Source organism: Nesterenkonia sphaerica, assembly GCF_005771565.1.
Lineage (GTDB): Bacteria > Actinomycetota > Actinomycetes > Actinomycetales > Micrococcaceae > Nesterenkonia > Nesterenkonia sphaerica.
Genome location: NZ_VAWA01000009.1, coordinates 56302 through 81473, shown reverse-complemented (window position 1 = coordinate 81473; position 25172 = coordinate 56302). Strand labels below are relative to the sequence as shown.

Below are 25172 nucleotides of genomic sequence, written 5' to 3'. Positions count from 1 at the left end.
CAGAGCACATGGCTCATCAGTGGCGAGGAGTGATCCGGGAGTATTTTGACCGGCTGCCGGTGGAAGAGGGCGACCGCATCATCAGCCTCGGCGAGGGCGGCACCCCGCTGGTCCATGCCCCAGCGCTCTCTGCGCTGGTTCAGGGCGAGGTGCACCTGAAGGTCGAAGGAATGAATCCCACGGGATCCTTCAAAGACCGCGGGATGACCATGGCGATCACCGCCGCAGTGGCCGACGGTGCCAAAGCGGTGGTCTGCGCCTCCACCGGGAACACTTCCGCCTCTGCAGCCGCCTATGCCACCCAGGCCGGACTGACCTGCGCGGTGCTGGTGCCCGCAGGCAAGATCTCCATGGGCAAACTCTCCCAAGCCGTGGCGCATGGGGCCGAGCTGATCCAGATCGACGGCAACTTCGACGGATGCCTGGATGTGGCGCGCAAACTGGCGGAAAACTACCCGGTCTTCTTGGTCAACTCCGTCAATCCGGCTCGGATCGAGGGTCAGAAGACTGCCGCCTTCGAAGTCGTCGACGCCCTGGGCGCAGCCCCGGACTACCACCTGCTCCCGGTCGGCAACGCCGGGAACATCACCGCCTACTGGAAGGGCTACCAGGAATACCACCAGGATCAGCTGATCTCCGCCCTGCCGCAGATGTGGGGCTTCCAGGCGGCAGGAGCGGCGCCTATCGTCGCAGGACACCCCATCACCGATCCAGAAACTGTGGCCACGGCCATCCGGATCGGTAACCCGGCCTCATGGGAGCAGGCTGAGGTTGCCCGCGACGAGTCATCCGGGGTCATCGAATCGGTCACCGACGATCAGATCCTGGCTGCCCACCGATGGCTCTCCGCCAAAGAGGGCGTCTTCGTGGAACCAGCCTCAGCCTCCGGGGTGGCAGGGCTTCTCAAGCGCTATGAGGCGGGCCAGGTGCCCGCCGGAAAGACGTGGGTCATCACCGTCACCGGTCACGGGCTGAAAGACCCCGATTGGGCCATCAACAACCCGGAGCTGCAGACCAGTCAAGGCAACGACGCCGCCCCGACCCAGGTGCCGCAGGATGTCGAAACCGTCGCCCGCACCTTGGGGCTCTGAGCCGCAGATGGGACTTCAGGTCGGGCGCTTGGGCCAAGGCCTCGGCGCCGAGGCGGCAGCCGGGACCCCGGCTGCTCAGCTGCGCGCCCCGCTCAGCGCCGAAACACACTTCCGGTTGCGGGTGCCAGCCACCAGCGCCAACCTCGGTCCGGGCTATGACACCCTGGGGCTCGCCCTGGAGTGGCGAGATGAGATTGTCGTCTCCGCCCGGCCCCGCCGCAATCCGGAGCGGCCTGAGGTCGACGTCGTTGTCACCGGCGAAGGGGCCGGAGAGCTGCCTGCCGATGCCTCCCATCTGGTGATCAGCACCGTGGAGCGGATTCTTGCCGCGGAGGGGTACCACCTGCCAGATCTTCAGGTGCAGGCGCAGAACACTATTCCGCACTCGCGCGGGCTGGGCTCCTCCGCCGCGGCCATCGCCACAGCGGTCAAGACGGCTCATCAGCTTCTGCCCGGTGGGCTCAGCGAGGACGAGCAGCTGCAGATCGGCTCGCGGATGGAAGGCCATCCGGACAACTACGCGCCTGCGCTGCGGGGAGGCGCGGCGGTGTCCTGGCTGGCCTCCCAGAGTTCCGAACCGACGTTCCGGACAGCGCCCCTGGATGTGCACCCGGAGCTCAGGTGTGTGGTGGCAGTACCTTCCTTCACCCAGTCCACCCAGGCGGCCCGTGACCTGCTGCCCGGCAGCGTTCCCCACGATCAGGCAGCCAAGAACAGCTCCCGGGCGGCCCTTCTGGTGCACGCGCTCACCGCAGACCCGGCGCTGCTGCTGGAGGCCACCGAGGACTTCCTGCACCAGGAGTACCGGCGGCAAGCCTTCCCGCTGTCCATGTCACTGGTGGATTCGCTGCGAAGGCAGGGCTTTGCCGCGGTGATCTCCGGCGCTGGTCCGGCGGTGATTGTGCTCACCGACACCGCACACGCAGACCACGTCATGGAGGCGGTGCAGGCCTTCGAGCGCGAACACCCCGGTCAGTGCACTTTTACCCCGGCGAATCTGCCGATCGCCCATACAGGTGTTATAGTTGAGTCACTGCGGTGATCACAGTTATCGCCGAGTGCCTTTCGCGCAGTTCGCGCTCCCAGCCGGGTCATTAACACAGCACGCACCTATTGATGTGTTCAGCCCGAGTGTGTACACGAGTGTACTGAACGGGAATTCTTCACCGCGTTGACGCGAAAGATTGCCATGGAAACCGTTGGCCGCATCTGAACGCGGTCTGCCTGACGAGGGAGAAGGAACCTTCGTGACAGAAACCACCACTGAGGAAGCCCCTCAGGACGTGAAGAACGACGCCGACAGCACCACAAATACCGGGCTTGCCGGACTGAAACTTGCGCAGCTGAAGGCATTGGCCTCCCAACTCGGCATCGCCGGGTCTTCCCGGATGCGGAAGTCTGACCTGGTGGAAGCCATCTCTGCCCACCAGCGCGGAGGTGCGGTCGCCGACCGGGACAAGAAGCAGCAGAAGCCAGCCGAGCAGCCCCAGTCGGCTGCCGAGAACAACGGCACACCAGCAGCCGAAGGAGAGACCGACCGCGGTGCCCCCGTCAAGGGGGAGGACACGCGTGATTCCTCCAAGGGCGACTCGTCCAAGGGTGCTGCCCAGGGCGAGGGGGAGACCCCCTCCAAGGGCAACAACCGCCACCGCCGTGGACGCGGCAAGGGCGAAGAGGGCCGTGCCGGCGGAGACAACGCCAGCTCTGAGTCTGACTCCACCAAAGAGGGCCGCGACCGCGGTGATGACCAGCGCCAGCAGCGCGCTGAGAAGAAGCAGTCCCGCCAGTCCAACCAGAACGACTCGCAGGATCAGCGCAGGGACCAGGACAACAGCGGTCGCGACAGTGACAGCGACAATGATCAGGACGACGACCGCAACGATCGTCGCAACCGGCGGCGAAACCGCAATGACCGGAACCGCCGGGGGCGCGACCGCAACCGCGGGCCCGAGCATGACGACACTGACTTCACTGAAGATGACCAGCTGATCCCGATCGCCGGCATCCTCGATGTGCTCGACAACTACGCGTTCGTGCGCACCTCCGGGTACCTCCCCGGTCAGAATGATGTCTATGTCTCCTTGCAGCAGGTGAAGAAGAACAACCTGCGCAAGGGAGATGTGGTGACCGGATTCATCAAGGCCCCGCAGGAGAACCAGAAGCAGAACAAGCGGCAGAAGTTCGCCGCCCTGGTGAAGGTGGAGAAGGTCAACGGTCGCCCTGCCGAGGCCAACACCGACCGGGTGGACTTCAATAAGCTGACTCCGCTCTACCCGCAGGATCGGCTGCGCCTGGAAGGCGATCCCAAAGACCTCAGCACGCGCCTGATTGATCTCGTGGCGCCGATCGGCAAGGGCCAGCGCGGTCTGATCGTCTCCCCACCCAAGGCGGGCAAGACCATCATCCTGCAGTCCCTGGCCCGGGCGATCAAGGCCAACAACCCAGAGGTGCACCTGATGATGGTGCTGGTCGATGAGCGCCCCGAGGAAGTCACCGACATGCAGCGCACCGTCGACGGTGAGGTCATCGCCTCCACCTTCGACCGTCCCGCCGACGATCACACCACCGTTGCTGAGCTGGCAATCGAGCGAGCCAAGCGACTGGTGGAGGTCGGCAAAGATGTCGTGGTGCTGCTGGACTCCATGACGCGGCTGGGCCGTGCGTACAACACGGCAGCCCCGGCGTCGGGCCGGATCCTCTCCGGTGGTGTGGACGCCAATGCGCTCTACCCGCCCAAGCGGTTCTTCGGCGCGGCCCGCAATATTGAGCACGGCGGCTCGCTGACGATCCTGGCCACCGCCCTGGTGGAGACCGGCTCCAAGATGGATGAAGTCATCTTTGAGGAGTTCAAGGGCACCGGCAATATGGAGCTGCGCCTGTCCCGCCGGCTGGCTGACAAGCGTATCTTCCCCGCCATCAGCGTGTCGGAATCCTCCACCCGACGTGAAGAGAACCTGCTCTCACCCCAAGAGGTTCAGATCATGTGGAAGCTGCGCCGGGTGCTCTCCGGGCTGGAGCAGGAGCAGGGCCTGGACCTTCTGCTGAAGAAGATCAAGGACACCAGCTCCAATGCAGAGTTCCTGCTGCTGACCCAGAAGACGACCCTGGGCGGCAACGGCGACTAGGGCCGAGACCCCAGGGCGAGGCCCCGTCGCTTCCGGCCACGGACAGCTGACGGGGCCTTCACCTCCCGCAACGCTGTTGTCCCAGGAAGGCTTATGAGCACCGAGATCAACCCCCGCATGTTCGACTCCGTCGGCGGCCTCATTGAGGAGCACAAGGAGCTGCAGGCCCGGCTGGCTGAGCCGGAGACCCATGCCGACCAGTCGCTGGCTCGGAAGCTCGGCCGGCGCTATGCGCAGCTCAACGGAGTGGTCGAGGCGCACCGGCGCTGGACGCAGCTGCAAGGTGATCTGGATGCCGCGCGGGAGCTCGGCGAGGACGACGCCGAGTTCGCCGCAGAAGTCCCCCGCCTGCAGGAGCAGCTGCAGGAGGCCTCGGAGCGGCTGCTGCGGATGCTCATTCCTCGCGATGAGAACGATGTGCGCAACGCCATCGTGGAGATCAAGGGCGGGGCAGGCGGTGACGAGGCCGCACTCTTTGCCGGTGACTTGCTGCGGATGTACACCCGATACGCTGAGTCCAAGGGCTGGAAGGCCGAGCTTCTCTCTGCCACGCCGTCGGATCTGGGGGGATACAAGGATGTCCAGGTGGCGATTAAGTCCCACACCAACGACCCCGCCGAGGGGGTCTACGCGCACCTGAAGTACGAAGGCGGAGTTCACCGGGTGCAGCGGGTCCCTGAGACGGAGTCGCAGGGGCGGATCCACACCTCCGCCGCCGGCGTTCTGGTCCTTCCTGAGGTTGATGAGCCTGAAGAGATCGACATCTCCCAGAACGACCTCAAGATCGACGTCTACCGCTCCTCCGGGCCGGGGGGACAAAGCGTGAACACCACCGACTCCGCGGTGCGCATCACCCACCTCCCCACCGGGATTGTGGTGGCGATGCAGAACGAGAAGTCCCAGTTGCAGAACAAAGAGGCTGCCATGCGAGTGCTGCGCTCCAGACTCCTGGCACATCAGCAGGAACAGCTCGACGCCGAAAGCGCGGAGGCCCGGAAGTCCCAGGTGCGCACCATGGACCGCTCCGAACGGATCCGCACCTACAACTTCCCGGAGAACCGGATCGCAGATCACCGCACCGGCTACAAGGCCTATAATCTCGACGCGGTCATCAACGGCGACCTCGAAGCCGTCATCGCCTCCTGCATCCAACTGGATGAGCAGGAGCGGCTCGACGCGCTCTCCCACCAGTAGGCCACGTAGCCTCAAGTCGCACACCCATGGACCTCCAGCTCACGATCCGCCGGGGCGCTGAGCGCCTTGCTGCGGCAGGCATTGCCAGCTGCCACACAGACGCAGAGCTGCTGGCCGCCCACGCCTGGGGGCTCAGCCGCGCACAGCTGCAGCTGCAGGCGCTCTCCGGCACCGGCGCTCACCCTGCGGACCCGCAGCAGACCCGGTTCTGGGAGCTGATCGAGGAGCGCGCCCGCCGGGTTCCGCTGCAGCACATCACAGGGTTTGCACCCTTCCGGTGGCTCGAGCTTCGGGTGGGTCCAGGCGTGTTCGTCCCCCGTCCGGAGACGGAAACAGTCGTGGAGCTGGCGCTGCAGCACCTGCGCACGCTCCACAGTGAAGGAGTCCGCGCCCCCCGCGTGGTGGATCTCGGCACCGGCTCCGGAGCGATCGCGGCCTCGATCGCCTTGGAGTTCCCGAATGCAGAGGTTCATGCCGTGGAACTCTCCGCCGAGGCCGCCGCCTGGGCGCAGCTGAACTTCCAGCGGCTGCCCGCCACGGCCAGTAAGGTGACCCTGCATCAGTGCGATCTGCGTGACTTCCCCCAGCAGTGGAGTCAGGATCCCGCCGGGGGAGGAAGCTCCTTCGACGTTGTGGTCTCCAATCCGCCCTATATTCCTCCCCACATGGTGCCGGTCGAGCAGGAAGTTCGTGACCATGACCCTGAGATCGCGCTCTACGGAGGAGGACCCGAGGGACTGGAGCTTCCCGCGGCCGTGGTGAGTGCGGCGGTGACCGTGCTGGCCCCCGGCGGCCGGCTGATCCTGGAACACGCCGAGGTGCAGGCCGAGGCGGTGGCTGGGCTCTGCCGGGCTGAGCCGGCGCTGACCAGCGTGCAGAGCCACCAGGACCTCACAGGTCGGCAGCGCGCCACCTCGGCGAGAGTCCGGTCCACATCCGAGCCGGCAGCGTGAAAGAATACTGCGCGTGAGCGAGACCTATGACGTCACCGAGCCCCAGCAGCGCGAGACCGCCATCGATGCCGCCCGCAGTGCCCTGAACCGCGGCGCCCCAGTGGTGCTGCCGACTGACACGGTATATGGAATCGGGGTGGACGCATTCAGCCCACAAGCTGTGGCCGTGCTGCTGGCCGCCAAGGGCCGCGACCGGACCATGCCCCCGCCGGTGCTCATTGCCCGGACTGAGGTGATGGACGCCCTCGCCACCGAGATACCCGAGGCTGCGCGCCAGCTGGCTGACACATTCTGGCCTGGGGGTCTGACGCTGATTCTGCATGCCCAACCTTCGCTGGCCTGGGACCTGGGGGAGACCCGCGGCACCGTGGCGCTGCGCATGCCCGCTGACGAGGTCGCCCTGGAGCTGCTGGGTGCGGTGGGGCCAATGGCCGTCTCCAGCGCAAACCGCACCGGTCTTCCCGCAGCCACATCGGTGGCAGCGGCCGAGGAGATGCTGGCCGAGGCAGTCGCGGTGTACCTCGACGACGGGGAGCGCTCCCAGCAGCAGGCTTCGACCATTGTCGACTGCACCCGTGAGGCGCCCACTGTGGTCCGCCACGGGACGATCCCCCTCCACGAACTCCAGGCAGTGGTGCCCGAGGTGGCTGCTGCGGAGTGATCTATTTTCTGATCGTTCTCACCGCCGCAGCCGCCACCACCTATGTGCTGACCCCACCGGTGCGCAGACTTGCGCTCCGCCTGGGCATCTACACCGGCATTCGCTCCCGGGATATCCACACCGAGGTCAAACCTCGTTGGGGCGGCATGGCCATCTACGCTGGGATGCTCGCTGGGATCGGGGTCTCCGCCGTGATTCCGCTTTTCACGGGAATATTCGCCGATCTCACGCAGGTGCTGGGCGTGATGCTGGCAATGACGCTGATCATGGTCACCGGTCTGGCCGACGACGCCTGGGACATCCACTGGCTGGTCAAACTGGCCGCGCAGATCACCTCCGGGGTGCTCCTAGTGGTCCACGGCATCCAACTGGAGGTGATGCCGGTGGGCTGGCTCGGCGTCGGCGGGCCGCTGCTGCAAGGAGTGCTGACTGTCTTCCTGGTGGTCCTGACGATCAATGCCTTCAACTTCATTGACGGCCTTGACGGACTCGCAGCGGGAGTGGCTGCCATTGGCGGGGCGGCCTTTTTCATCTACAGCTATCTGCTCACGCTGTCGATTCGCGAGTTTGAACCCTCTCATCTCGGCACGCTGCTGATGGCGGTGCTGGTCGGTTCCTGCCTGGGCTTTCTGCCGCACAACTTCTACCCGTCGAAGCTCATCATGGGTGACACCGGGGCCATGCTGCTGGGCTTCGTGATGGCCACCGCAGCGGTGATCGCCACAAGCTCCTTGGACCTGCACCAGGAACAGTTCCGCTTCCGGAACATCCCCGCCTATATGCCGGTGCTGGACCTGTTTCTGGCTGTGATCCGCCGGGCGTGGCGGGGCCAGAGCCCGTTTGCCCCGGATCGGGGACACCTGCACCACAAGCTGCTGGACTCCGGATACTCCCACGCCCAGGCGGTGCTGCTGCTCTACCTGTGGGCTGGACTGATCGCCTTCGGCTCCATCTCCTTCAACTTCGTCGCCTGGCAGGTGGTCAGCGCTGCGATGGCGCTGACCCTGGGTCTGGCGACTGTGCTGACGCTGGGGCCCTGGGTGCGCCGTCGTGCCAGGGTGTCGAAAAGTCAGACCGCCGCACCGCTGAGCGAGGAGGGGCCCCGATGAGCAGCTCAGGTTGGCGTGCGGTACTGGTGAGCACCACCCAGGCGGGCCTGCTCACGTGGGGTCTGGCCACCGGGGCTGCGGCGCTGATTCACGGCGGTGAGGCTGCGGCCTCGGCTGCGGCCGGAGGCGGACTGGTCCTGGTGCTGTCCTTCCTCTCTCTGGCCCTGATCGATTGGGCCGAGCGGCACCGGCCGCACCTCGCCATACCACTGTTCATGATGGGATTCGGCATCAAGATCGTAGTGCTGGCACTGGCCATGCCCCTGGTGCAGCCAGGCCAGTGGCTGCATCCCGGCTGGGCGCTGGGTTCAGGAATCGCGGTGCTGCTGGTCTGGCAGATCGTCGAGGTGCTCAGCTTTGCGCGCATGCGCCTTGCCATCGAGCCCGATGCATAGTTTTTCTACAGCTTGTAGTAGTGTTGTCACAGCTGGATAACGTGCCGTGCGCAGCGGTGAGCTTTGGTAGGCTTAGCGCGGGCCGCGGCTGGATGTCCATGCGCAGACTTCCCTCGCCCGAACCCGAGATCAGTATGTCTCGATCTTTCGACGACCGATGAGAGGACCAGCGTTGTCATCGCTTGCCCTGAGTGCCGCCGAAGAGGGTGGCTTCCAGCCACCCACTATCAGTGAGACCCACCTTCCGGAGATCCTCCCGTGGATGGCGCCCTGGGGCACCGGCTTCGGCAAGAACATGCTGATGGTGATCCTGGCGGTCGTGCTGATCACCTGGCTGTTCACCTTCGCAATCCGCAAACAAGCGCTGGTTCCCTCCCGCGGACAGTACCTGGCTGAGTCTGCCTACGGCTTCGTGCGCAACACGATGGGACGGGACATCCTCGGTGACAAGCACTTCCGTCCGTGGATCCCGCTGCTGTTCACCGTCTTCTTCTTCGTGCTGTTCAACAATCTCTTCGGCGCGATCCCCGGACTGCAGATGCCGACCTTCTCCCACGCCGGACCGGCCTACGCCATGGCCGGCATCATCTGGGTCACCTGGATCGCGCTGGGCTTCAAGCTCCACGGCGCCAAGTTCATGAAACTGATGACGGTGCCCTCCGGAGTGCCGAAGCCGCTGCTGCTGATCCTGACTCCGCTGGAGTTCCTCTCCAACTTCATCATTCGGCCGCTGACGCACAGCCTGCGTCTGATGGCGGTGATGCTCGCCGGGCACATCATCGTGATGCTGGCCGGCTCCGGGGCGGAGTTCCTGATCGCCCAACAGGAGGGCATCGCCAACGCCGGTCTGGGTGTGGCTGTTCTGCTCGGCTCCATCCCGCTGTACTTCCTGGAGTTGATCATGATGGTGCTGCAGGCATTCGTCTTCGCTCTGCTGACCGCCATCTATATCCAAGGCTCAATCGAAGCCGACGCGCACTGACCCTGTAAGAACCCCCAACCTAACCAGTTCCCGCACAGTTTTTCCGGTGAAAGCCACCGGAAGCGAGACAGAAAGAGAGAAACACATGGAAGGCACCCTGAACATGATCGGCCTCGGCCTCGCTGGATTCGGCGCGGCCATCGCGATCGGCATGGTCTTCGCTGCCTACCTCAATGGTGTGGCGCGTCAGCCGGAGGCGCAGCGTGTGCTGCAGCCGATTGCGCTGCTCGGCTTCGCCCTTGCCGAGGCTGTGTTCATTCTGGCCATCGTCTTCGCCTTTGTGCTCTGACGCAGGTTTAGCACTTACGCCGCCGCCGTCTCTGACGGCGGCACCAGAAGACCGTCAGACCAATGAAGATGGGTGAACACATGGTCAGCACAACACTGATCCGGGCAGCGGAGTATGAGGACGCCAACCCGCTGGTCCCCAACCCCTGGGAAGCTGCCGTAGCCGGAATCGGCTTCATCGTGCTTTTCATCATCGTCGTCAAGGTAATCGCGCCGCGGTTCGAGCAGTCGTACCAGAACCGTGTCGAGGCCATCGAAGGCGGACTCAATCAGGCAGAAGAGGCTCAGGCTGAAGCTGAGGCTCTCCGCGCCGAGTACGAGCAGCAGTTGGCGGACTCGCGCGCTGAGGCGTCGAGGATCCGCGAGGAGGCCCGGGCTGAAGGCGCCCAGCTGGTCGCGGAGGCTCAGGAGAAGGCTGCTTCGGAAAGCGCCCGCATCCGTGAGCAGGCGCATGCCCAGATTGAAGCTGACCGGGCAGCCGCTGCTGCAGCGCTGAAGTCCGAGGTCGGCGCGCTGGCCACCCAGCTTGCCTCCAAGATTGTCGGCGAGGCGCTCGACGACGATGCCCGCTCCAATCGAGTGGTGGACCGTTTCCTCGCCAACCTGGATGCTGAGCAGCAGACCCAGGGGGCACCGCGGTAATGGCAGTGCAGTTCAGCGAATCCAGTCGGTCCAGAGCCTCCCTGCACACGCTGCAGAGTGAGCTGGAGGCCGTTATCGCCGCGGCCGATCTGACGGTGGCTGACGAGTTGTTCTCTGCGCTCGACGTGCTGGACGGTTCGGCAGCACTGCGGCGGTCGCTGACCGACCCGGCGCGGGAACAGGCCGCCCGTGTGGAGGTGATCCGGTCGCTGTTCGGCCAGCGTGCCCAGCAGACCACCGTGCAAGTTCTGGGCGCAGCCGTGGCACAGCGCTGGGGGAGCGAACGTGACCTGGGTGACGCAGTGGAGACCCTGGCGGTGACTGCTGTGGCCGCTCGAGCCGAGAGCAGGGGCCTGCAGGGGCTGGAAGAACTCGAAGGCACCCTGCTGAGCTTCCGTCGGGCCATCGCTGACTCGCACGAACTGCAGCGCGCATTCCGCGACGACCAGGCACCAGCCTCAGCCAAACAGCAGCTGGCAGCCCGGCTCAGTGCCGATGCCTCCGCGGAGGCGCGGCTGCTGATCGACCGTGCGGTCACCGCGCCGCGCGGACTGCGGATCACCGCGGTGATTGAACGGTTCGCTGCCGTGATCGCTGCTCGTCAGGACCGGTGGATCGCACAGGTGACAGTGGCGAAGGACCTCAGCAGCGCGTACTTGGAGAGACTCTCCACGAGCCTGGACAAGTACTTCGGCAGGGAACTGAAACTCGATGTCAAGGTCGACCCCTCCGTGGTCGGCGGCATTCGAGTCCAAGTCGGCGATGAAGTAGTCGACAGCACTGTGGCCTCCCGACTGAACGAGCTGCACCGCACTATTGCCCGCTAGCTCCGCTAGCCCGACCGACAACTTATTGACCCGAACGGCCGTGCACGACACGGCCACTGATAGAGGAGAGCAGGGACTGCAGATGGCTGATTTGACCATCAACGCCGATGACGTCCGCAACGCCTTGAACGAGTTTGCCGCGTCCTACGAGCCGGGCGGTGCCGAGCGCACCGAGGTGGGACGCGTCATCTCAGCGGCAGACGGCATTGCACGAGTTGAGGGCCTTCCCTCGACCATGTCGAACGAACTTCTTCGCTTTGAAGACGGCACCCTGGGCCTGGCCCAGAACCTCGACACCCGGGAAATCGGCGTCGTGGTGCTCGGCGCCTTCTCCGGCATCGAAGAAGGCCAGGAGGTCACCCGGACCGGAGAGGTGCTCTCCGTGCCGGTCGGTGACAACTTCCTGGGCCGAGTGGTGGACCCGCTGGGCAACCCCATTGATGACATGGGCGAGATCGAGTCAGAATCCCGCCGCGCGCTGGAACTGCAGGCACCGTCAGTGGTGCAGCGTAAATCAGTGCACGAGCCGCTGCAGACCGGCATCAAGGCCATCGACGCGATGATTCCGATTGGACGCGGCCAGCGTCAGCTGATCATCGGTGACCGCCAGACCGGCAAGACGGCTATTGCCATCGACGCGATTCTCAACCAGAAAGCCAACTGGGAGTCCGGCGACGTCAGCAAGCAGGTGCGCTGCATCTATGTCGCCGTCGGTCAGAAAGCTTCCACCATCGCCTCGGTGCGTCAGACCCTGGCTGAGCGCGGTGCCCTGGAGTACACCACCATCGTCGCCTCTCCCGCCTCCGACCCCGCAGGCTTCAAGTATCTGGCACCGTTCGCCGGCTCCGCCATCGGACAGCACTGGATGTACGGCGGCAAGCATGTGCTCATCATCTTCGATGACCTCTCCAAGCAGGCCGAAGCCTACCGTGCGGTCTCCCTCCTGCTGCGCCGCCCGCCGGGCCGTGAAGCCTTCCCCGGCGACGTGTTCTACCTGCACTCACGCCTGCTGGAGCGTTGTGCGAAGCTCTCCGACGAGCTCGGTGCCGGCTCCATGACGGGGCTGCCGATGGTGGAGACCAAGGCGAACGACGTCTCGGCCTACATCCCCACCAACGTCATCTCGATCACCGACGGTCAGATCTTTCTGCAGTCAGACTTGTTCAACGCCAACCAGCGTCCGGCCGTGGACGTGGGCATCTCAGTGTCCCGCGTCGGCGGCGCCGCTCAGGTGAAGGCGATGAAGAAGGTCTCCGGCACGCTGAAGCTGGACCTGGCCCAGTACCGGGACATGCAGGCATTCGCCATGTTCGCCTCGGACCTGGACCCAGCCACCCGCCAGCAGCTGACCCGTGGTGAGCGCCAGACTGAGCTGCTGAAGCAGCCGCAGTACACCCCGTTCCCCGTCGAGGAGCAGGTCGTCTCCATCTGGGCCGGTGCTCAGGGCCACCTCGATGATGTGGAACTGGCTGACATCAAACGCTTTGAGACGGAATGGATCGAACACCTCCGGCGGAAGACCGATGTGCTGACCACACTGGCCTCCACAGGCAAGCTCGAAGACGACACCGTCAACACGCTCAATGCGGAGATCGAGACGTTCAAGCGTAATTTCCACTCCGAAGGCGCAGAGTCTCTGGTGGGCAACGAAACCGCTGAGGCGCTCTCGGACGAGGACATTGAGCAGGAAGAGATCCCCACCTCCCGGTGAGTGTGGCCGACCTCTTCGACGTGAACTAAGGAAGGACAAGCATGGGAGCCCAGATCCGGGTCTATCGCCAGAAGATCGCATCGACGTCGTCGATGAAGAAGATCTTCAAGGCGATGGAACTGATCGCGACCTCGCGGGTCGGCAAGGCGCGCAGCCGTGCGCAGGCGGCCTCGCCCTACGCGGAGGCCATCACCCGTGCGGTGTCGGCGGTCGCTTCGCAGGACGACGTCGAGCATGTGCTCACGGAGAAGGTGAGCAACCCGCAGCGTGCCGCCGTGCTCATCCTGGCCAGCGACCGCGGTCTCGCAGGCGCTTACTCCACCAATGTGCTCAAGCGCTCAGAATCGCTGCTGGCCCGCCTCAAGCAGGACAACATTGAGGTTCGCCCGTACCTCTACGGGCGGAAGGCACAGGCGTTCTACGACTTCCGGCACCGTGAGTACGACCAGGTCTGGACAGGCCAGACCGACGCCCCGGCTGTGGGGCGTGCTCGCGAAATCGGCCAGACCCTCGTCGACCAGTTCGTTCAGCCCTACGAGTCCGGCGGTGTGGATGAGATCTATCTCGTCTTCACCGAGTTCAAGTCCATGGTGACCCAGGAACCGGTGGTCAAAAGGCTTCTGCCGCTGGCTGTGGTGGAGTCTGAGGACGGTGTCGGAACCGAGCCGATGCCGCTCTACGACTTTGAGCCCTCCGCCGAAGAAGTGTTGGACGCCCTGCTTCCGAAGTACATCGAATCACGGATCTTCTCCGCCATGTTGGAAGCTTCGGCATCCGAGCTGGCCGCCCGCCAGAAGGCCATGAAGTCCGCAGCAGACAACGCCGACGAGCTGATCCGGAAGTACACGCTGCTCCGGAACAATGCACGCCAGGCCGAAATCACCCAGGAGCTCACCGAGCTCATCGCCGGTGCCGACGCGCTGGCGTCGTCGTAAGAAAGTGAGAGAGATGACTGCCACTACTGCAGAACAGCCCACAGAGGCCGTGCAGCCCGGCGCGACCGGTCGGGTCGCCCGTGTCATCGGCCCGGTGGTGGACATTGAGTTCCCCGCCGACGCTATCCCCGCCATGTACAACGCGCTCACCGCTGAGCTGACGCTCGGCGGAAAGACCCAGACGGTGACCTTCGAGGTTGCTGCTCACCTGGGCGACAACCTGGTCCGCGCGATCTCGCTGCAGGCCACTGATGGTCTGGTCCGCGGCGTCAACGTTCAGGACACTGGCGCGCCGATCTCGGTGCCGGTCGGTGAGACCGTCAAAGGCCACCTGTTCAACGTGCTCGGAGAGACCCTCGATATCCCCACCGCAGAGCTCGAAGTCACCGAGCGCTGGCCGATCCACCGCGAGGCTCCGAACTTCGCGGCGCTGGAGGGCTCGACCGAGATGCTGGAGACCGGCATCAAGGTCATCGACCTGCTGACTCCCTACATCAACGGCGGCAAGATTGGCCTGTTCGGTGGTGCAGGCGTCGGGAAGACGGTGCTCATCCAGGAGATGATCACCCGTGTGGCCCGCAACTTCGGCGGCACCTCCGTCTTCGCCGGCGTGGGGGAGCGCACCCGTGAGGGCAACGACCTCTGGGTGGAAATGGAAGAGGCCGGAGTCCTCAAAGACACCGCGCTGGTGTTCGGTCAGATGGACGAGCCACCTGGCACGCGTCTCCGCGTGGCACTGAGCGCGCTGACCATGGCGGAGTACTTCCGCGACGTGAAGAACCAGGATGTCCTGCTCTTCATCGACAACATCTTCCGCTTCTCCCAGGCAGGCTCCGAAGTCTCCACGCTGCTGGGCCGCATGCCCTCAGCTGTGGGCTACCAGCCCAACCTGGCTGACGAGATGGGTGTGCTGCAGGAGCGGATCACCTCCACCCGGGGACACTCGATCACCTCTATGCAGGCGGTCTATGTGCCCGCAGACGACTACACCGACCCGGCGCCGGCCAACGTGTTCGCGCACCTCGACGCGACCACGGAGCTCTCCCGTGCGATCGCCTCGCGTGGTCTCTACCCCGCGGTGGACCCGCTGACCTCCACCTCCCGCATTCTGGATCCCCAGTACATCGGCCAGGAGCACTACGACTGCGCCACCCGGGTGAAGCAGATTCTGCAGAAGAACAAAGAGCTCCAGGACATCATCGCGATTCTCGGTGTCGACGAGCTCTCCGAGGAAGACAAGATCATCGTCTCCCGCGCCCGCCGGATCGAGCAGTTCCTCTCGCAGAACACCTACACCGCGGTGCAGTTCACCGGCGTGGAGGGCTCCACGGTGCCGATCAAGGACACCATCGAAGGCTTCAACGCGATCGCCAACGGCGACCTCGACCATGTTCCAGAGCAGGCCTTCTACAACATCGGCGGGCTCGAGGACGTGGAGCGCAAGTACGCCGAGATGCAGAAGCAGGGCTGATCCTGATGGCGACGCTTGACGTACAGGTTGTGGCCGCCGATCACGCGGTGTGGTCCGGGGAGGCGCGATCCCTCACCGGGCGGACCGTAGAGGGCGATATCGGGATCCTGCCCGGGCACTCGCCCGTACTGGCCCTGCTGGCTCAGGGCGACCTCACCATCGAGCCGGTCGAGGGGGACACCGTGAAGGCATATGTCAAGGGAGGCTTCTTCTCCGTGGACGCCGACAAAGTCACGGTCGTCGCCGACGAGGCTGACGTCACCGACTGAACCGCAGCACCCCTGGTGTGACGAGCTGATGGCTCCGGCTGATGCCGGGGCCATCAGCATATTCAGGCCCACCCGGTTATCAGGGGCAGATCTCCGATAGAATCAACCACCGTGCGATTAGTCATTGCCAGCTGCTCCGTCACCTACTCGGGGCGGTTGAACGCTCACCTGGGGCTGGCCAAGCGGCTCATCATGGTCAAGGCCGACGGTGCCGTGCTCATCCACTCCGATGGTGGTTCGTACAAGCCGCTGAATTGGATGTCTCCGCCGGCATCGCTGAAGGTCGCCGAGCCGGACCAGCTCCAGGTCGATGCCGGCATCCGGGAAGTATGGACAGTTTCTGCCGAGAAGAGTGACGACCAGCTCTGCATTCTGATCTCCGAGATCCACCACGACACCGCCCATGAGCTGGGGACCGATCCCGGTCTGGTCAAGGACGGGGTCGAGGCCGATCTGCAGCGTCTGCTCGCTGAGCAGATCGAGAGACTCGGAAAGGGCCACACTCTGATCCGCCGGGAGCACGCCACACCGATCGGTCCGGTCGACATCCTTGCCCGGGGCCCCAGCGGAGTGGTGGCAGTGGAGTTGAAGCGCCGGGGCGACATCGACGGCGTCGAGCAGCTCACCCGCTATCTGGAGCTGCTGAACCGGGACCCGCTGCTCTCTCCAGTGGCGGGGGTCTTCGCCGCCCAACAGATCAAGCCGCAGGCCCGCACGCTGGCCGAAGACCGGGGCATCCGGTGCGTGGTCCTGGACTACGAGGACATGAAGGGGGAGGAGTCCGGGGCTCCTCGGCTGTTCTGAGTCGGCTCGCGCGGACCGCCTTCCCACAGCAGCACAGCGTCTCTGGATGTTGGAAAGTCCGCCGGAAATCCCGTGAGTTTCCCACATCGGGAGACGCTCAACGTTGGAGAGAGGAGGGTGCGCACCCTCTAGCCGGAAATTCTCCAGCAGTGGGTGTGCCAGTGCCGGCGCTGGGAGGCAGCGTCCTCGTCGCCTAAGATCCAGTCAGCCCGCCAGGCGACCACATGCGGGGTCCCTGCGCTGATGGGCAGCTGACAGGCGGGGCAGAGGTATTCCTTCGCTGCAGCAGAGCCGGAGATGGTTCGCACGTGGTACTCGCCGTCGCGGCGTCTCACCCGGCCGGCGCTCAACCCTCCCGGTGCCAGGTGAGCAGAGTTGAGCGGACGGGGCTCCTGCTGCCACTTTGAGCTGCCGCGGCGTCGTCTTCCCTTCCCCACGGGCTCATTCTCGCAGACGCTGCGATGTGGGCAGAACCACACGAATTGTAACCATATCGTTATGTTCTGTATTCTAGTTCGTTGGACATCAATGTTTGGGGTGACCGCCGCCCCGCTCCGCCAAATCTAAGGACAACACCCCCGTGCGATTCGTTTACGCCATCATTGCTTTTGTCGCCGGCCTGGCGCTGCTCGGACTGGGCATCAACCAGCTGACAGCGGAGACGGAGGAGACGTATCTCGTGGAGACCGAGGGCGCGGAGGACGCACCGTTCACGGTCGTGACCAATGACGTCATTGACACCGACGCGGGCCGCGAGGAGTTCACCATTGAGGCGGAGGGAGAGTACCTCATCGCCCTGGGCCGCACCTACGACGTTGAAGCCTGGCTCGACGACGCTGCGCACAACCGGGTGACCGGCTTCGAATCCGGCGACGGCGATGAGGAGACGGCGCGGATCACTGCCGAGTACATCGACGGGGAGACTGACGTCCCCGACCCCACCGAATCTGACCTGTGGGTCAGCGTGGAGACCGCCGAAGGTGAGATGCCCTACCGTTGGGACACTCCCGATGAGCAGGGGGAGTGGGCGCTGCTGATCTACCGGGAGGGCGACGAGCCTGCTCCAGCTGCGATCACCACCACCGAAACGCTCACCATTTCCCAGACCGGCGGCATCGCCCTGCTGGTCAGCGGCGCGCTGGTCATTCTGCTGGCCCTGGGGCTGTTCTACTGGGCTGCGGGCGCTCCGCGGCGCAGGCGGAACGCTGAAGCCACCGCCACAGCCTCCGCCGCCACGGCGGCACCCGCGGCCGCGCAGACCCCGGCCGGCCTGCCGGAGGAGGAGCCGGCACGCCTGCCCGACGAGGACATCACCGTGGACCAGGACCCCGTCCCGGGACCCGACGAGGACATCACCGTGGACCAGGACCCCGTCCCGGGACCCGCCGAGGACGACCTGACCCAGGAGTTCGTTCCCGCGTGGGCGGCGCAGGAGAGCACCGGGCATACGCCCGCAGCGGAGTCCCCGGCAGAAGACCACGACGACGAGTACGAAGACGACTCCGAGGACCCCGACTCCGACGACTCGGACTCCGACGACTCGGGCTCGGCGGGCACGGACTCCGAGGACCACGACTCCCCGGATGACTCCAGCCCCTCTGCTCCGAAAGCCTCGGAGACCAACAACAGCGAGCGGCTCTCTGGTTGGGCCACCGGGCTGCGTGACCGGCTCGGCGGAGGAGGCAAGACCTCCTTTGCTGCCGGCTTGGCCGGGATGATCGCACTGACCTCCGCAGTGGGCCTGGCTGGCCCGGCTCACGCTGAGGAGGATGCGGAGGCGGACGAAGAGGGCGAGGTCCAGCAGGATGACCCGGCAGACGTCGACCCTGAGGAGCTTGAAGAGGACAACGGTGCCGAGGAGGAGACCGGTGTGGAGGGTGAGGTGCCCTCTGAAGGTTACTCTGTGCTGCTGAGCTCCCAGCTGGAGCGCATCATGGAAGACATCGCGTCGACCGTTGAGGCCGCAGATGAGGAGCTCGACGCCGACCTGCTGGAGGACCGGGTCGCTGCCGACGCGCTGAACTACCGGGAGCTCGCCTACCGGAACAATGAGCTGGCTGATACCTCGATGCCCACCCCTATCGGGACCGAAGTGCTCTCCGCGGCCGTGACCGGCGAGTCCGATTTCCCTCGTCAGGCTGTGGTGATTGTGGAACACCCTGACGCCGAGGTCCCGCAGGTGCTCATCATCGAGCAGGCCGCTGCCCGGGAGAACTACAAGCTGGTGCACACCGCCATGATGGCTCCGGGAACCGAATTCCCGGCCGTCTCCGCCGAACAGGGCGGGGTCTCGGTGGTCTCACCGGGGGAGACGGATGACTCCGGCAGCCCTGCCTCCGCCTTGCAGGGAGTCTCCCGCTGGTTCGTCGACCAGGACCATGACTTCGGTGAGCAGATGGCCGAGAGCGTCTACATCGATGCCCTCCACGACTACCACGACGAGCTCACCGAGGCTGCTGACGACACCGTCATCGAGTTCGCCGACCCCGAGGTCGACCTCGACAATGCTTCTGCAGTGGAGCTGCCCGACGGCTCCGTTGTGGTCGCTGGGTCCTTCGACATGACCATGGAAATGGCCCCGATCCGCGATGGTGACACCATCTTCCTGGAGCATGACCTGGTGGTGGAGATCGTCGGCACCGATTGGACCACCTTCCCCACCCGCATCACCTCCCGCGAATTTATCGTCGTGCAGATTCCGCCGGAGGACTCAGAGGACGACGTAGTGCTTGTCGGGGTGGACAACCTGATCTCTGATGCGGAGATCAACACCCCGGAGTGGTTCGACGGCTACTAGGAGACCCACCGGCCGGAGCGGTAGGATGACAAGCGATGAATGACAATTCCTCAGCCAACGACCGTTCCGTCAATGCCCACGGCGCCGTAGACCTTTCGGGACTGGCCCAGAGTGCCGGCCAGGATGGCCGGGCGGGCGCACCACAGCAGGGCCAGGACTCCTGGGTGGTCGCTGTCGCACCGCAGCAGCTGCAGCGGATTGTCCAGCTCTCCGCCCAGGTGCCGGCTCTGGTGCTCATCCACGGCAGCGACGCCATTTCCGAGCAGTTCGTCTCCACCCTGGCGCGGGCGGTGGATTCGCACCAGGGGCGGATCGTCATGGCCACCATCGACGCCGCAGCTGCGCCAGAGGTGGCCGAGCAGGCGGGCAAGCTGCCCGTGGTCACCGCGTTCTTGTCAGGTCAGCCCATCGGAGAATTCGACTCCTCGGCGCCGGTGGACCAGCTGCCCCAAGTGGTGACTCAGATCCTGCAACTGGCCACCCAAAACGGCGTCACGGGCACAGTTCCGGCACAGTCACAGCGCGGAGGTGAGGAGCCGGAGGCTGAACCGGAGCTCCCTCCGCTGCACCGGCAGGCCCATGAGGCACTGGAGCGCGGCGACCACGAGGCCGCAGCTGCCGCCTTCGCCGAGGCGCTGAAGCAGAAGCCCGACGACGCCGAGGCCAAGCTGGGTCTCGCCCAAGTGCGGCTGATGCAGCGCACCCAGCAGATGGATGCTGCAGCGGTCCGCCAGCGCGCCGCCGAACACGCCGATGATGTGCAGGCCCAAACAGACGTGGCTGACATTGATGTGCTCGGAGGGCATGTGGAAGATGCGTTCCTGCGGCTTATCCGCTTCATTCAGACCCACCCCGGCGAGGACCGCGAGACCGCACGGAAGCACCTGGTGGAGCTGTTCAGCATCGTCGGAGACACCGACCCGCGGGTCGCCGCGGCGCGTAAGAAGCTCGCCGCCGCACTCTTTTAAAGCTCGGCCTCATCGATGGGCAGGCACTCTCGCTCCTGATCGATTTCCTGCACCGGGCCGGACAGCGCGGCCTGGACGTTCATCATGCTGGACTCGGTGATGTGCTCCTGGTCCAACAGCAGCTCCACGGCGGGCACGCGGCCGAAGGTGACCAACTGCGTGTGATCATCGTGCTCGATCCACACCCAGTCCACCCCGGCCGGTGAGACGCAGGGATGTTCAGTGGGGCCGATAGGCTCCACCCCGCACCGCAGCACCACCGCCGCTGGGTCGCCCCATGCAGCGGTCCCTTGGGAGGAGCTCAGCCGCTGCTGATAGTCACCGACCTGCTCAGGAAGGTTCAGCATGACGTCAGCGCAGTCCGGATGATGAGCATCGGGGGCTGGCTCCACTGAGTACGATGAGGTGCAGCCCACTAGCCCCAGTACGGCGGCCACGGGTAGGAGCAAGAACTTTCCACACACGTGTCCTATTCTGTAGGAATATCTAACGAGGTGCCATCCGCACCATTCGCGCCATCAGGAGAACGCCCATGACCGCTGCCGGGCCCGCAGACCACTTCTTTGTCTACGACGACGAGGAGCCGCCGCGGCGGCGCAGACGCCGTCGCGGTTCACGGTGGGTCCTCGGCGGAGCTGCGCTGCTGCTGATCCTGGCGCTGCTGGCAGCCGGTGCTTACCTGTTCACCCTGCAGCGGTCCTACGACTCGAATGTGACGCACTTCCCTGAGGCTGATGACTCGGTCGGTCTCGACGAGGCGGAGCGGCCCGAGGACACCGACGCGATCAATGTCCTGCTGCTGGGCACCGACGCAGGCGGAGGATCCGGCGAGGACGAAGACCTTCCGCGTGTACCAGGCGGAGGCCGCAGCGACACCATGATGCTGGTCCACATCCCCGAATCCGGGGACTCCATCCAGGTCATCTCCATCCCGCGCGATCTCTGGGTGGAGATCCCGGGGGGCTACGGCTGGCACAAGGTGAATGCCGGTCTTGCCCTGGGCGGGGATCAGGGCCACTGGCTTGCCCGGGCCACCGTGGAAGATCTCTTGGATGTGCGCATCGACCATGTCACCGCGGTGGATCTCCAGGGGTTCGTCGGCCTCGTGGAGGAGCTCGGCGGGGTGCATGTCGAGTCCACTTACGGTGAGTCGTTCACCACCGGGGACGGTTACACGTTCACCCCCGGTGAGCAGTTCATGGACGCTGATCAGGCGCTGAGCTTTGTCAGGCACCGCAGCAGCTTCCCCGACGGCGACCTCCAGCGCATCCGCAATCAGCACGCCTTCATTCGCGCGGTGATTCAGGAGTCGGCCTCGCCGTCCACGCTGGCCAACCCGGTCCAGACCAACAACATGATCTCCACGTTCGCCTCACACCTGATGGCAGATGCAGACCTCACCGCCACGCGTGCCGCCGCACTGGCCTGGGACGCCCGGGAGGCCACAGGCGACATCACGTTCGCCACACTCCCCACCGCCGGCTCGGGCACCTCCCCGGACGGGCAGTGGATCTGGTACCAGGACACGGACGCGCAGAGTGAGCTCTCTCAGGCGCTGCGCGACGGCACCCTCGCCGACTACCTTTCGGAGTGACGCCGGACGATAGTGAACAATGGGCTCGGAAGTGTCAGCGCGTCACGCCGATCAGAGGGAGGCTGTAGTGAGAGGCAGGAAAGACGGGGCAGCCGCAGTGCGGCGCTGGTTCGCCCTCGCTGACGACGCGCTCACCACTCACCGCGACCGGCTCAATCGGCTCAATGTGTATCCGGTTCCTGACGCCGACACCGGCTCCAATATGCTGGCCACTGTCCAGGCCACCAGGTCCGCGCTGGCGCGCACCGACCAAGAAGATCTGGGGCGCCTGCTGGCCGCGGCAGGCGCTCATGCCATGGCCTCGGCGCATGGAAACTCAGGCACCCTGCTGGCGGTGCTGATCAAGGGATTCGCTGAACCACTCGACGGCGAGCACCGGCTCACCGTGGACTCCTTCAGCCGCGGACTGGAGCAGGCCAGCCAGCGCGGATGGGCGGCGCTGACCCACCCCGTCAGCGGCACCATGCTCTCGGTGCTCGACGCTGCGCGGGATGAAGCCAGCCGCTGCGCCGCCGCGGCGGCGAATCAGGACTCCGGAGCAGCTGTCGCCGCGGCGCTGCCCCTGGTGGTCGCCGCGGCGCGGAAGGCTGTGGCCCAGACCGAGCACCAGCTGCCGGAACTCACCCGCGCTCATGTGGTGGACTCCGGGGGGCTTGGCCTGCTGCTGCTGCTGGCCGCACTCTCTGCCACGGTGCGGGACGAAGAGCTGGACCATGCTCTGACCCAGGGGCTGGCCGGTTGGGACTCCGGCCCGCAGGGGGAGCATCTTGTGGATACTGAAACAGACGGCACCACACCGGGGCAGTCCGGTGAGGCTTCTCCACCCGGTGTGGAGCTGATGTGCACCGCCCGCTTAGACCCGCTGCAGGCGGCACAGCTGCGTCAGCGCTTGAACGAACTGGGCGAGTCGGTCATCCTGACCCCGATTGATCCGGTGACGGCGCCAGAAGGGGACCTGCGCTGGCGCATCCACGTGCACACACCTGATCCCGACCTCACCCTGGAGGCGGTCAGGCAGGCCGGCCCGGTGGAGGACAGCTCCACCACAGCGCTGAACCCATGACCAGCATCCTGCCGGACACTCCGGTGGACCGGCTCCTCGGCAAAGCGGCTCAGCGGCTGGCCACGGGGTTCGAGATCCGCACGGTACGGCAGCTGCTGGACCACTTCCCTCGCCGTTACATCCAGGCCAGTTCGCTCTCTGACTTCAGTGAACTTTCCGAGGGTGAGTATGTCACGTTCATCGCATTGGTCACCGGCACCCAGCGGCGCAGCCTGCAGGGGCGCAAGCGGTTCATCGTCGAAGTCACTGTCGAGGACGGTCAGGGCAGCAGGCTGCGCATGGCGTACTTCAACGGGTATCGGGCCCTCAAAGACCTCAGCCCCGGCGTCCGAGCGCTGTTCCATGGCAAAGTGACCACCTTCAACTCCCAGCTGACGCTGAACAACCCCGATTACGCCGTTCACTCCGACACGGTGGAGGGTGCGGCTGAATTGGTGGTCGCGCAGGCGCTGAGCGGCGGCCCGATGGCGCTCTACCCGGCCAATCGGCATATCGCCAGCTGGGATATCCAACGGGCAGTCGCGGCGGTGCTGCAGCTGGTCGACTTCAGCACGTGGCCCGATCCCGTCCCACCGCATATCGCGGGGGCGGAGAACCTCCCGGATCTGGGCACCGCCTACCGGCTGGTGCACCAGCCTCAGGAGGAGGGTGCGCACACTTCGGGAATCCGGCGCTTCCGGTTCCAGGAGGCACTTCTCATGCAGGGGGTGCTGGAGCGCCGGCGTCAGGAGACGGCCCTGTGGGATGCCACAGCCATGCCGCTGCGCTCCGACGGGATGCTTGCCGCCTTCGACGCCCAGCTGCCGTTCGAGCTCACATCGGGCCAGCAGCACAGCGGTACGCTCATCGCCCGGGACCTCGCCCGCTCCAGTCCAATGAATCGCCTACTCCAAGGGGAGGTGGGCTCGGGGAAGACGCTGGTGGCGCTGCGGGCCATGCTCCAGGCCGCCGACGCCGGCGCTCAATCAGTGCTGGTGGCGCCCACTGAGGTGCTCGCCGCCCAGCATTCCCGGTCGCTGCGCCGTGCTCTTGGACCGATGGGGGAGTCCGCCCCTGCGGTGACCGTCCTCACCGGCTCCCTGCGCACCTCGGAGCGGAAGAAGGCCCTGCTGGACATCGCCTCCGGCCGATCCGACATCATCATTGCAACCCACTCGGTGTTCAGCGGTGCCGTGTCATTCGCCCAGCTGGGCCTGGTGGTCATTGATGAGCAGCACAGGTTCGGAGTGGAACAGCGCAGCGCACTGCGCGAACGCTTCGCGCCCACCCCGCATATGCTCGTGATGTCTGCCACGCCCATCCCGCGCTCAGTGGCCATGACGGTATTCGGGGATCTGGAGCTGACCGTGCTGGAGGGGCTACCGGGCGGTCGCAGCCCCATCCAGACCCACGTGGTGCCCACCATGCGGGGCCCGGCATGGATCCAGCGGGTTTGGGAGCGGGTCGCGGAGCAGGTCCAGGCTGGCCGTCAGGTCTACATCGTCTGCCCCAAGATCACCGCCAAGGCCCCGACCGACGAAGAAGTGGAGCGTCAGCTGGAATACAGGTTCGGGCTGCTGCCCGGCCAGCAGCACACCACACTGGCTGGGCAGACCGAGGATGGGGCCGCCCATGGTGCCACCATCACCCGCGAATGGGCCGAGGCTTTCGTATCCCAGGACGCCTCAGTGGAACTCATTGCCGACCGCCTGGCGGGCAATGAGCTGCTCTCTGAGGCTCGGCTCGGCACCTTGCACGGTCAGTTGCCGGCCGAGGAGGCAGCAGAGATCATGTCTCGGTTCGAGTCCGGTGAGATCGACGTGCTGGTGGCCACCACAGTGGTGGAGGTCGGCGTCGATGTCCCCAACGCCACCGCCATGGTCATCCTGGACGCGGAGTCTTTCGGCATCTCCACCCTGCACCAGCTCCGCGGGCGCATCGGCCGCGGCAGCACCACCACCAACCTGTGCCTGCTGGTGACTCGTATGCCGGAGTCTCACCCCTCGGTGGAGCGGCTGCGACAGGTGGCCCAACACCGTGACGGAATGGCATTGGCCCGCCTGGACCTGGCCCGGCGGCGCGAGGGGGACGTCCTGGGCGCGAGCCAATCGGGCCGCAGCAGCTCCTTGCAGCACCTGAGCATCCTGCGTGACGAAGACCTCATCAGTGCTGCCGCAAAGCATATCGCCCGGCTCAGTGCTGAGGATCCGTTCTGGGAAGGCGCACCGGAACTGGCCCGGGCAGTCACCCGGTGGGAGCGGGAGCACGACGACGCCGTCGACTATGTGAATCAGGGATAGGGTGCAGGGACGTC

Annotated in this window: 24 protein-coding genes; 22 read left to right on the top strand and 2 right to left on the bottom strand. The window is 65.4% G+C overall.

Annotation, left to right across the window (positions count from 1 at the left end; all coding sequences use genetic code 11):
- The first annotated feature begins 8 nt into the window (after positions 1-8).
- From thrC to nucS, 17 genes are all read left to right on the top strand, one after another.
- Positions 9-1091 carry a threonine synthase gene (thrC, locus tag FEF27_RS08515; RefSeq protein ID WP_138170429.1) on the top strand — a complete coding sequence of 361 codons (1083 nt, stop codon included), beginning with the start codon at positions 9-11 and terminating at the stop codon, positions 1089-1091.
- Positions 1057-2133, top strand: coding sequence for a homoserine kinase (gene thrB, locus FEF27_RS08510; protein WP_138170428.1), 1077 nt, complete (start codon positions 1057-1059; stop codon positions 2131-2133). The genes thrC and thrB overlap by 35 nt, the downstream gene beginning before the upstream one ends.
- 205 nt (positions 2134-2338) lie before the next feature.
- On the top strand, positions 2339-4216 hold the full coding sequence (rho, locus tag FEF27_RS08505) for a transcription termination factor Rho (protein ID WP_138170427.1): 1878 nt from the start codon (positions 2339-2341) through the stop codon (positions 4214-4216).
- Positions 4217-4333: 117 nt separating this feature from the next.
- Positions 4334-5410: a peptide chain release factor 1 gene (gene prfA / locus FEF27_RS08500; protein WP_138170460.1), complete on the top strand. Its 1077-nt coding sequence runs from the start codon at positions 4334-4336 to the stop codon at positions 5408-5410.
- Positions 5411-5436: 26 nt separating this feature from the next.
- Complete coding sequence (gene prmC, locus FEF27_RS08495; RefSeq protein WP_138170426.1) at positions 5437-6363, top strand: peptide chain release factor N(5)-glutamine methyltransferase; 927 nt, start codon at positions 5437-5439, stop codon at positions 6361-6363.
- Positions 6364-6376: 13 nt separating this feature from the next.
- Complete coding sequence (locus FEF27_RS08490) at positions 6377-7024, top strand: L-threonylcarbamoyladenylate synthase (RefSeq protein ID WP_138170425.1); 648 nt, start codon at positions 6377-6379, stop codon at positions 7022-7024.
- On the top strand, positions 7021-8133 hold the full coding sequence (locus FEF27_RS08485) for a glycosyltransferase family 4 protein (RefSeq protein WP_138170424.1): 1113 nt from the start codon (positions 7021-7023) through the stop codon (positions 8131-8133). Before FEF27_RS08490 ends, FEF27_RS08485 begins: the two co-directional genes overlap by 4 nt.
- Positions 8130-8528 carry a hypothetical protein gene (locus FEF27_RS08480; protein ID WP_138170423.1) on the top strand — a complete coding sequence of 133 codons (399 nt, stop codon included), beginning with the start codon at positions 8130-8132 and terminating at the stop codon, positions 8526-8528. Before FEF27_RS08485 ends, FEF27_RS08480 begins: the two co-directional genes overlap by 4 nt.
- A 172-nt stretch (positions 8529-8700) precedes the next feature.
- Positions 8701-9510, top strand: a complete 810-nt coding sequence (gene atpB, locus FEF27_RS08475) for a F0F1 ATP synthase subunit A (RefSeq protein WP_166429969.1) — start codon at positions 8701-8703, stop codon at positions 9508-9510.
- Positions 9511-9595: 85 nt separating this feature from the next.
- A complete protein-coding gene (locus tag FEF27_RS08470; protein WP_119903463.1) occupies positions 9596-9799 on the top strand; it encodes a F0F1 ATP synthase subunit C in 204 nt (67 codons plus the stop codon).
- An 80-nt stretch (positions 9800-9879) separates the two neighbouring features.
- Positions 9880-10440 carry a F0F1 ATP synthase subunit B gene (locus FEF27_RS08465; protein ID WP_138170421.1) on the top strand — a complete coding sequence of 187 codons (561 nt, stop codon included), beginning with the start codon at positions 9880-9882 and terminating at the stop codon, positions 10438-10440.
- Positions 10440-11267, top strand: a complete 828-nt coding sequence (locus FEF27_RS08460; RefSeq protein ID WP_138170420.1) for a F0F1 ATP synthase subunit delta — start codon at positions 10440-10442, stop codon at positions 11265-11267. The genes FEF27_RS08465 and FEF27_RS08460 overlap by 1 nt, the downstream gene beginning before the upstream one ends.
- An 82-nt stretch (positions 11268-11349) precedes the next feature.
- A complete protein-coding gene (atpA, locus tag FEF27_RS08455) occupies positions 11350-12978 on the top strand; it encodes a F0F1 ATP synthase subunit alpha (protein WP_138170419.1) in 1629 nt (542 codons plus the stop codon).
- A 41-nt stretch (positions 12979-13019) separates the two neighbouring features.
- Positions 13020-13913, top strand: coding sequence for a F0F1 ATP synthase subunit gamma (locus tag FEF27_RS08450; protein WP_138170418.1), 894 nt, complete (start codon positions 13020-13022; stop codon positions 13911-13913).
- A gap of 13 nt (positions 13914-13926) precedes the next feature.
- The gene (gene atpD, locus FEF27_RS08445; RefSeq protein ID WP_138170417.1) at positions 13927-15384 is read left to right on the top strand and encodes a F0F1 ATP synthase subunit beta; all 1458 of its coding nucleotides are present in this window, start codon (positions 13927-13929) and stop codon (positions 15382-15384) included.
- A 5-nt stretch (positions 15385-15389) separates the two neighbouring features.
- Entirely contained in the window at positions 15390-15653 is a 264-nt protein-coding gene (locus tag FEF27_RS08440) for a F0F1 ATP synthase subunit epsilon (RefSeq protein WP_138170416.1), read from the top strand.
- Positions 15654-15764: 111 nt separating this feature from the next.
- Positions 15765-16457 carry an endonuclease NucS gene (gene nucS, locus FEF27_RS08435; protein WP_138170415.1) on the top strand — a complete coding sequence of 231 codons (693 nt, stop codon included), beginning with the start codon at positions 15765-15767 and terminating at the stop codon, positions 16455-16457.
- 128 nt (positions 16458-16585) lie between these two features.
- Here the strand turns inward: nucS and FEF27_RS08430 are convergent, their stop codons facing one another.
- Entirely contained in the window at positions 16586-16894 is a 309-nt protein-coding gene (locus FEF27_RS08430) for a hypothetical protein (protein ID WP_138170414.1), read from the bottom strand.
- A gap of 143 nt (positions 16895-17037) precedes the next feature.
- On the opposite strand from FEF27_RS08430, the gene FEF27_RS08425 reads away from it, so the two are divergent.
- Together FEF27_RS08425 and FEF27_RS08420 are read left to right on the top strand one after the other, a co-directional pair.
- Entirely contained in the window at positions 17038-19254 is a 2217-nt protein-coding gene (locus FEF27_RS08425) for a hypothetical protein (protein ID WP_138170413.1), read from the top strand.
- A 35-nt stretch (positions 19255-19289) separates the two neighbouring features.
- Positions 19290-20222, top strand: coding sequence for a tetratricopeptide repeat protein (locus tag FEF27_RS08420; RefSeq protein ID WP_138170412.1), 933 nt, complete (start codon positions 19290-19292; stop codon positions 20220-20222).
- Here the strand turns inward: FEF27_RS08420 and FEF27_RS08415 are convergent.
- Positions 20219-20614, bottom strand: coding sequence for a DUF3515 family protein (locus FEF27_RS08415; RefSeq protein WP_279526793.1), 396 nt, complete (start codon positions 20612-20614; stop codon positions 20219-20221). The genes FEF27_RS08420 and FEF27_RS08415 overlap by 4 nt on opposite strands.
- 140 nt (positions 20615-20754) lie before the next feature.
- Between FEF27_RS08415 and FEF27_RS08410 the strand changes: the two genes are divergently transcribed.
- From FEF27_RS08410 to FEF27_RS08400, 3 genes are all read left to right on the top strand, one after another.
- On the top strand, positions 20755-21816 hold the full coding sequence (locus FEF27_RS08410; RefSeq protein WP_138170411.1) for an LCP family protein: 1062 nt from the start codon (positions 20755-20757) through the stop codon (positions 21814-21816).
- Positions 21817-21883: 67 nt separating this feature from the next.
- Entirely contained in the window at positions 21884-22879 is a 996-nt protein-coding gene (locus FEF27_RS08405) for a DAK2 domain-containing protein (RefSeq protein WP_166429968.1), read from the top strand.
- A complete protein-coding gene (locus FEF27_RS08400; RefSeq protein ID WP_138170409.1) occupies positions 22876-25158 on the top strand; it encodes an ATP-dependent DNA helicase RecG in 2283 nt (760 codons plus the stop codon). The genes FEF27_RS08405 and FEF27_RS08400 overlap by 4 nt, the downstream gene beginning before the upstream one ends.
- Positions 25159-25172 lie beyond the last annotated feature (14 nt).

Coding starts and splice junctions, on each gene's coding strand:
- FEF27_RS08460 (WP_138170420.1), top strand. CDS start 10,440: ATGGCAGTGCAGTTCAGCGAATCCAGTCGGTCCAGAGCCTCCCTGCAC.
- FEF27_RS08420 (WP_138170412.1), top strand. CDS start 19,290: ATGAATGACAATTCCTCAGCCAACGACCGTTCCGTCAATGCCCACGGC.
- prfA (WP_138170460.1), top strand. CDS start 4,334: ATGTTCGACTCCGTCGGCGGCCTCATTGAGGAGCACAAGGAGCTGCAG.
- FEF27_RS08450 (WP_138170418.1), top strand. CDS start 13,020: ATGGGAGCCCAGATCCGGGTCTATCGCCAGAAGATCGCATCGACGTCG.
- FEF27_RS08410 (WP_138170411.1), top strand. CDS start 20,755: ATGACCGCTGCCGGGCCCGCAGACCACTTCTTTGTCTACGACGACGAG.
- FEF27_RS08400 (WP_138170409.1), top strand. CDS start 22,876: ATGACCAGCATCCTGCCGGACACTCCGGTGGACCGGCTCCTCGGCAAA.
- thrC (WP_138170429.1), top strand. CDS start 9: ATGGCTCATCAGTGGCGAGGAGTGATCCGGGAGTATTTTGACCGGCTG.
- FEF27_RS08440 (WP_138170416.1), top strand. CDS start 15,390: ATGGCGACGCTTGACGTACAGGTTGTGGCCGCCGATCACGCGGTGTGG.
- thrB (WP_138170428.1), top strand. CDS start 1,057: ATGTCGAAACCGTCGCCCGCACCTTGGGGCTCTGAGCCGCAGATGGGA.
- FEF27_RS08480 (WP_138170423.1), top strand. CDS start 8,130: ATGAGCAGCTCAGGTTGGCGTGCGGTACTGGTGAGCACCACCCAGGCG.
- atpA (WP_138170419.1), top strand. CDS start 11,350: ATGGCTGATTTGACCATCAACGCCGATGACGTCCGCAACGCCTTGAAC.
- atpD (WP_138170417.1), top strand. CDS start 13,927: ATGACTGCCACTACTGCAGAACAGCCCACAGAGGCCGTGCAGCCCGGC.
- prmC (WP_138170426.1), top strand. CDS start 5,437: ATGGACCTCCAGCTCACGATCCGCCGGGGCGCTGAGCGCCTTGCTGCG.
- FEF27_RS08470 (WP_119903463.1), top strand. CDS start 9,596: ATGGAAGGCACCCTGAACATGATCGGCCTCGGCCTCGCTGGATTCGGC.
- FEF27_RS08465 (WP_138170421.1), top strand. CDS start 9,880: ATGGTCAGCACAACACTGATCCGGGCAGCGGAGTATGAGGACGCCAAC.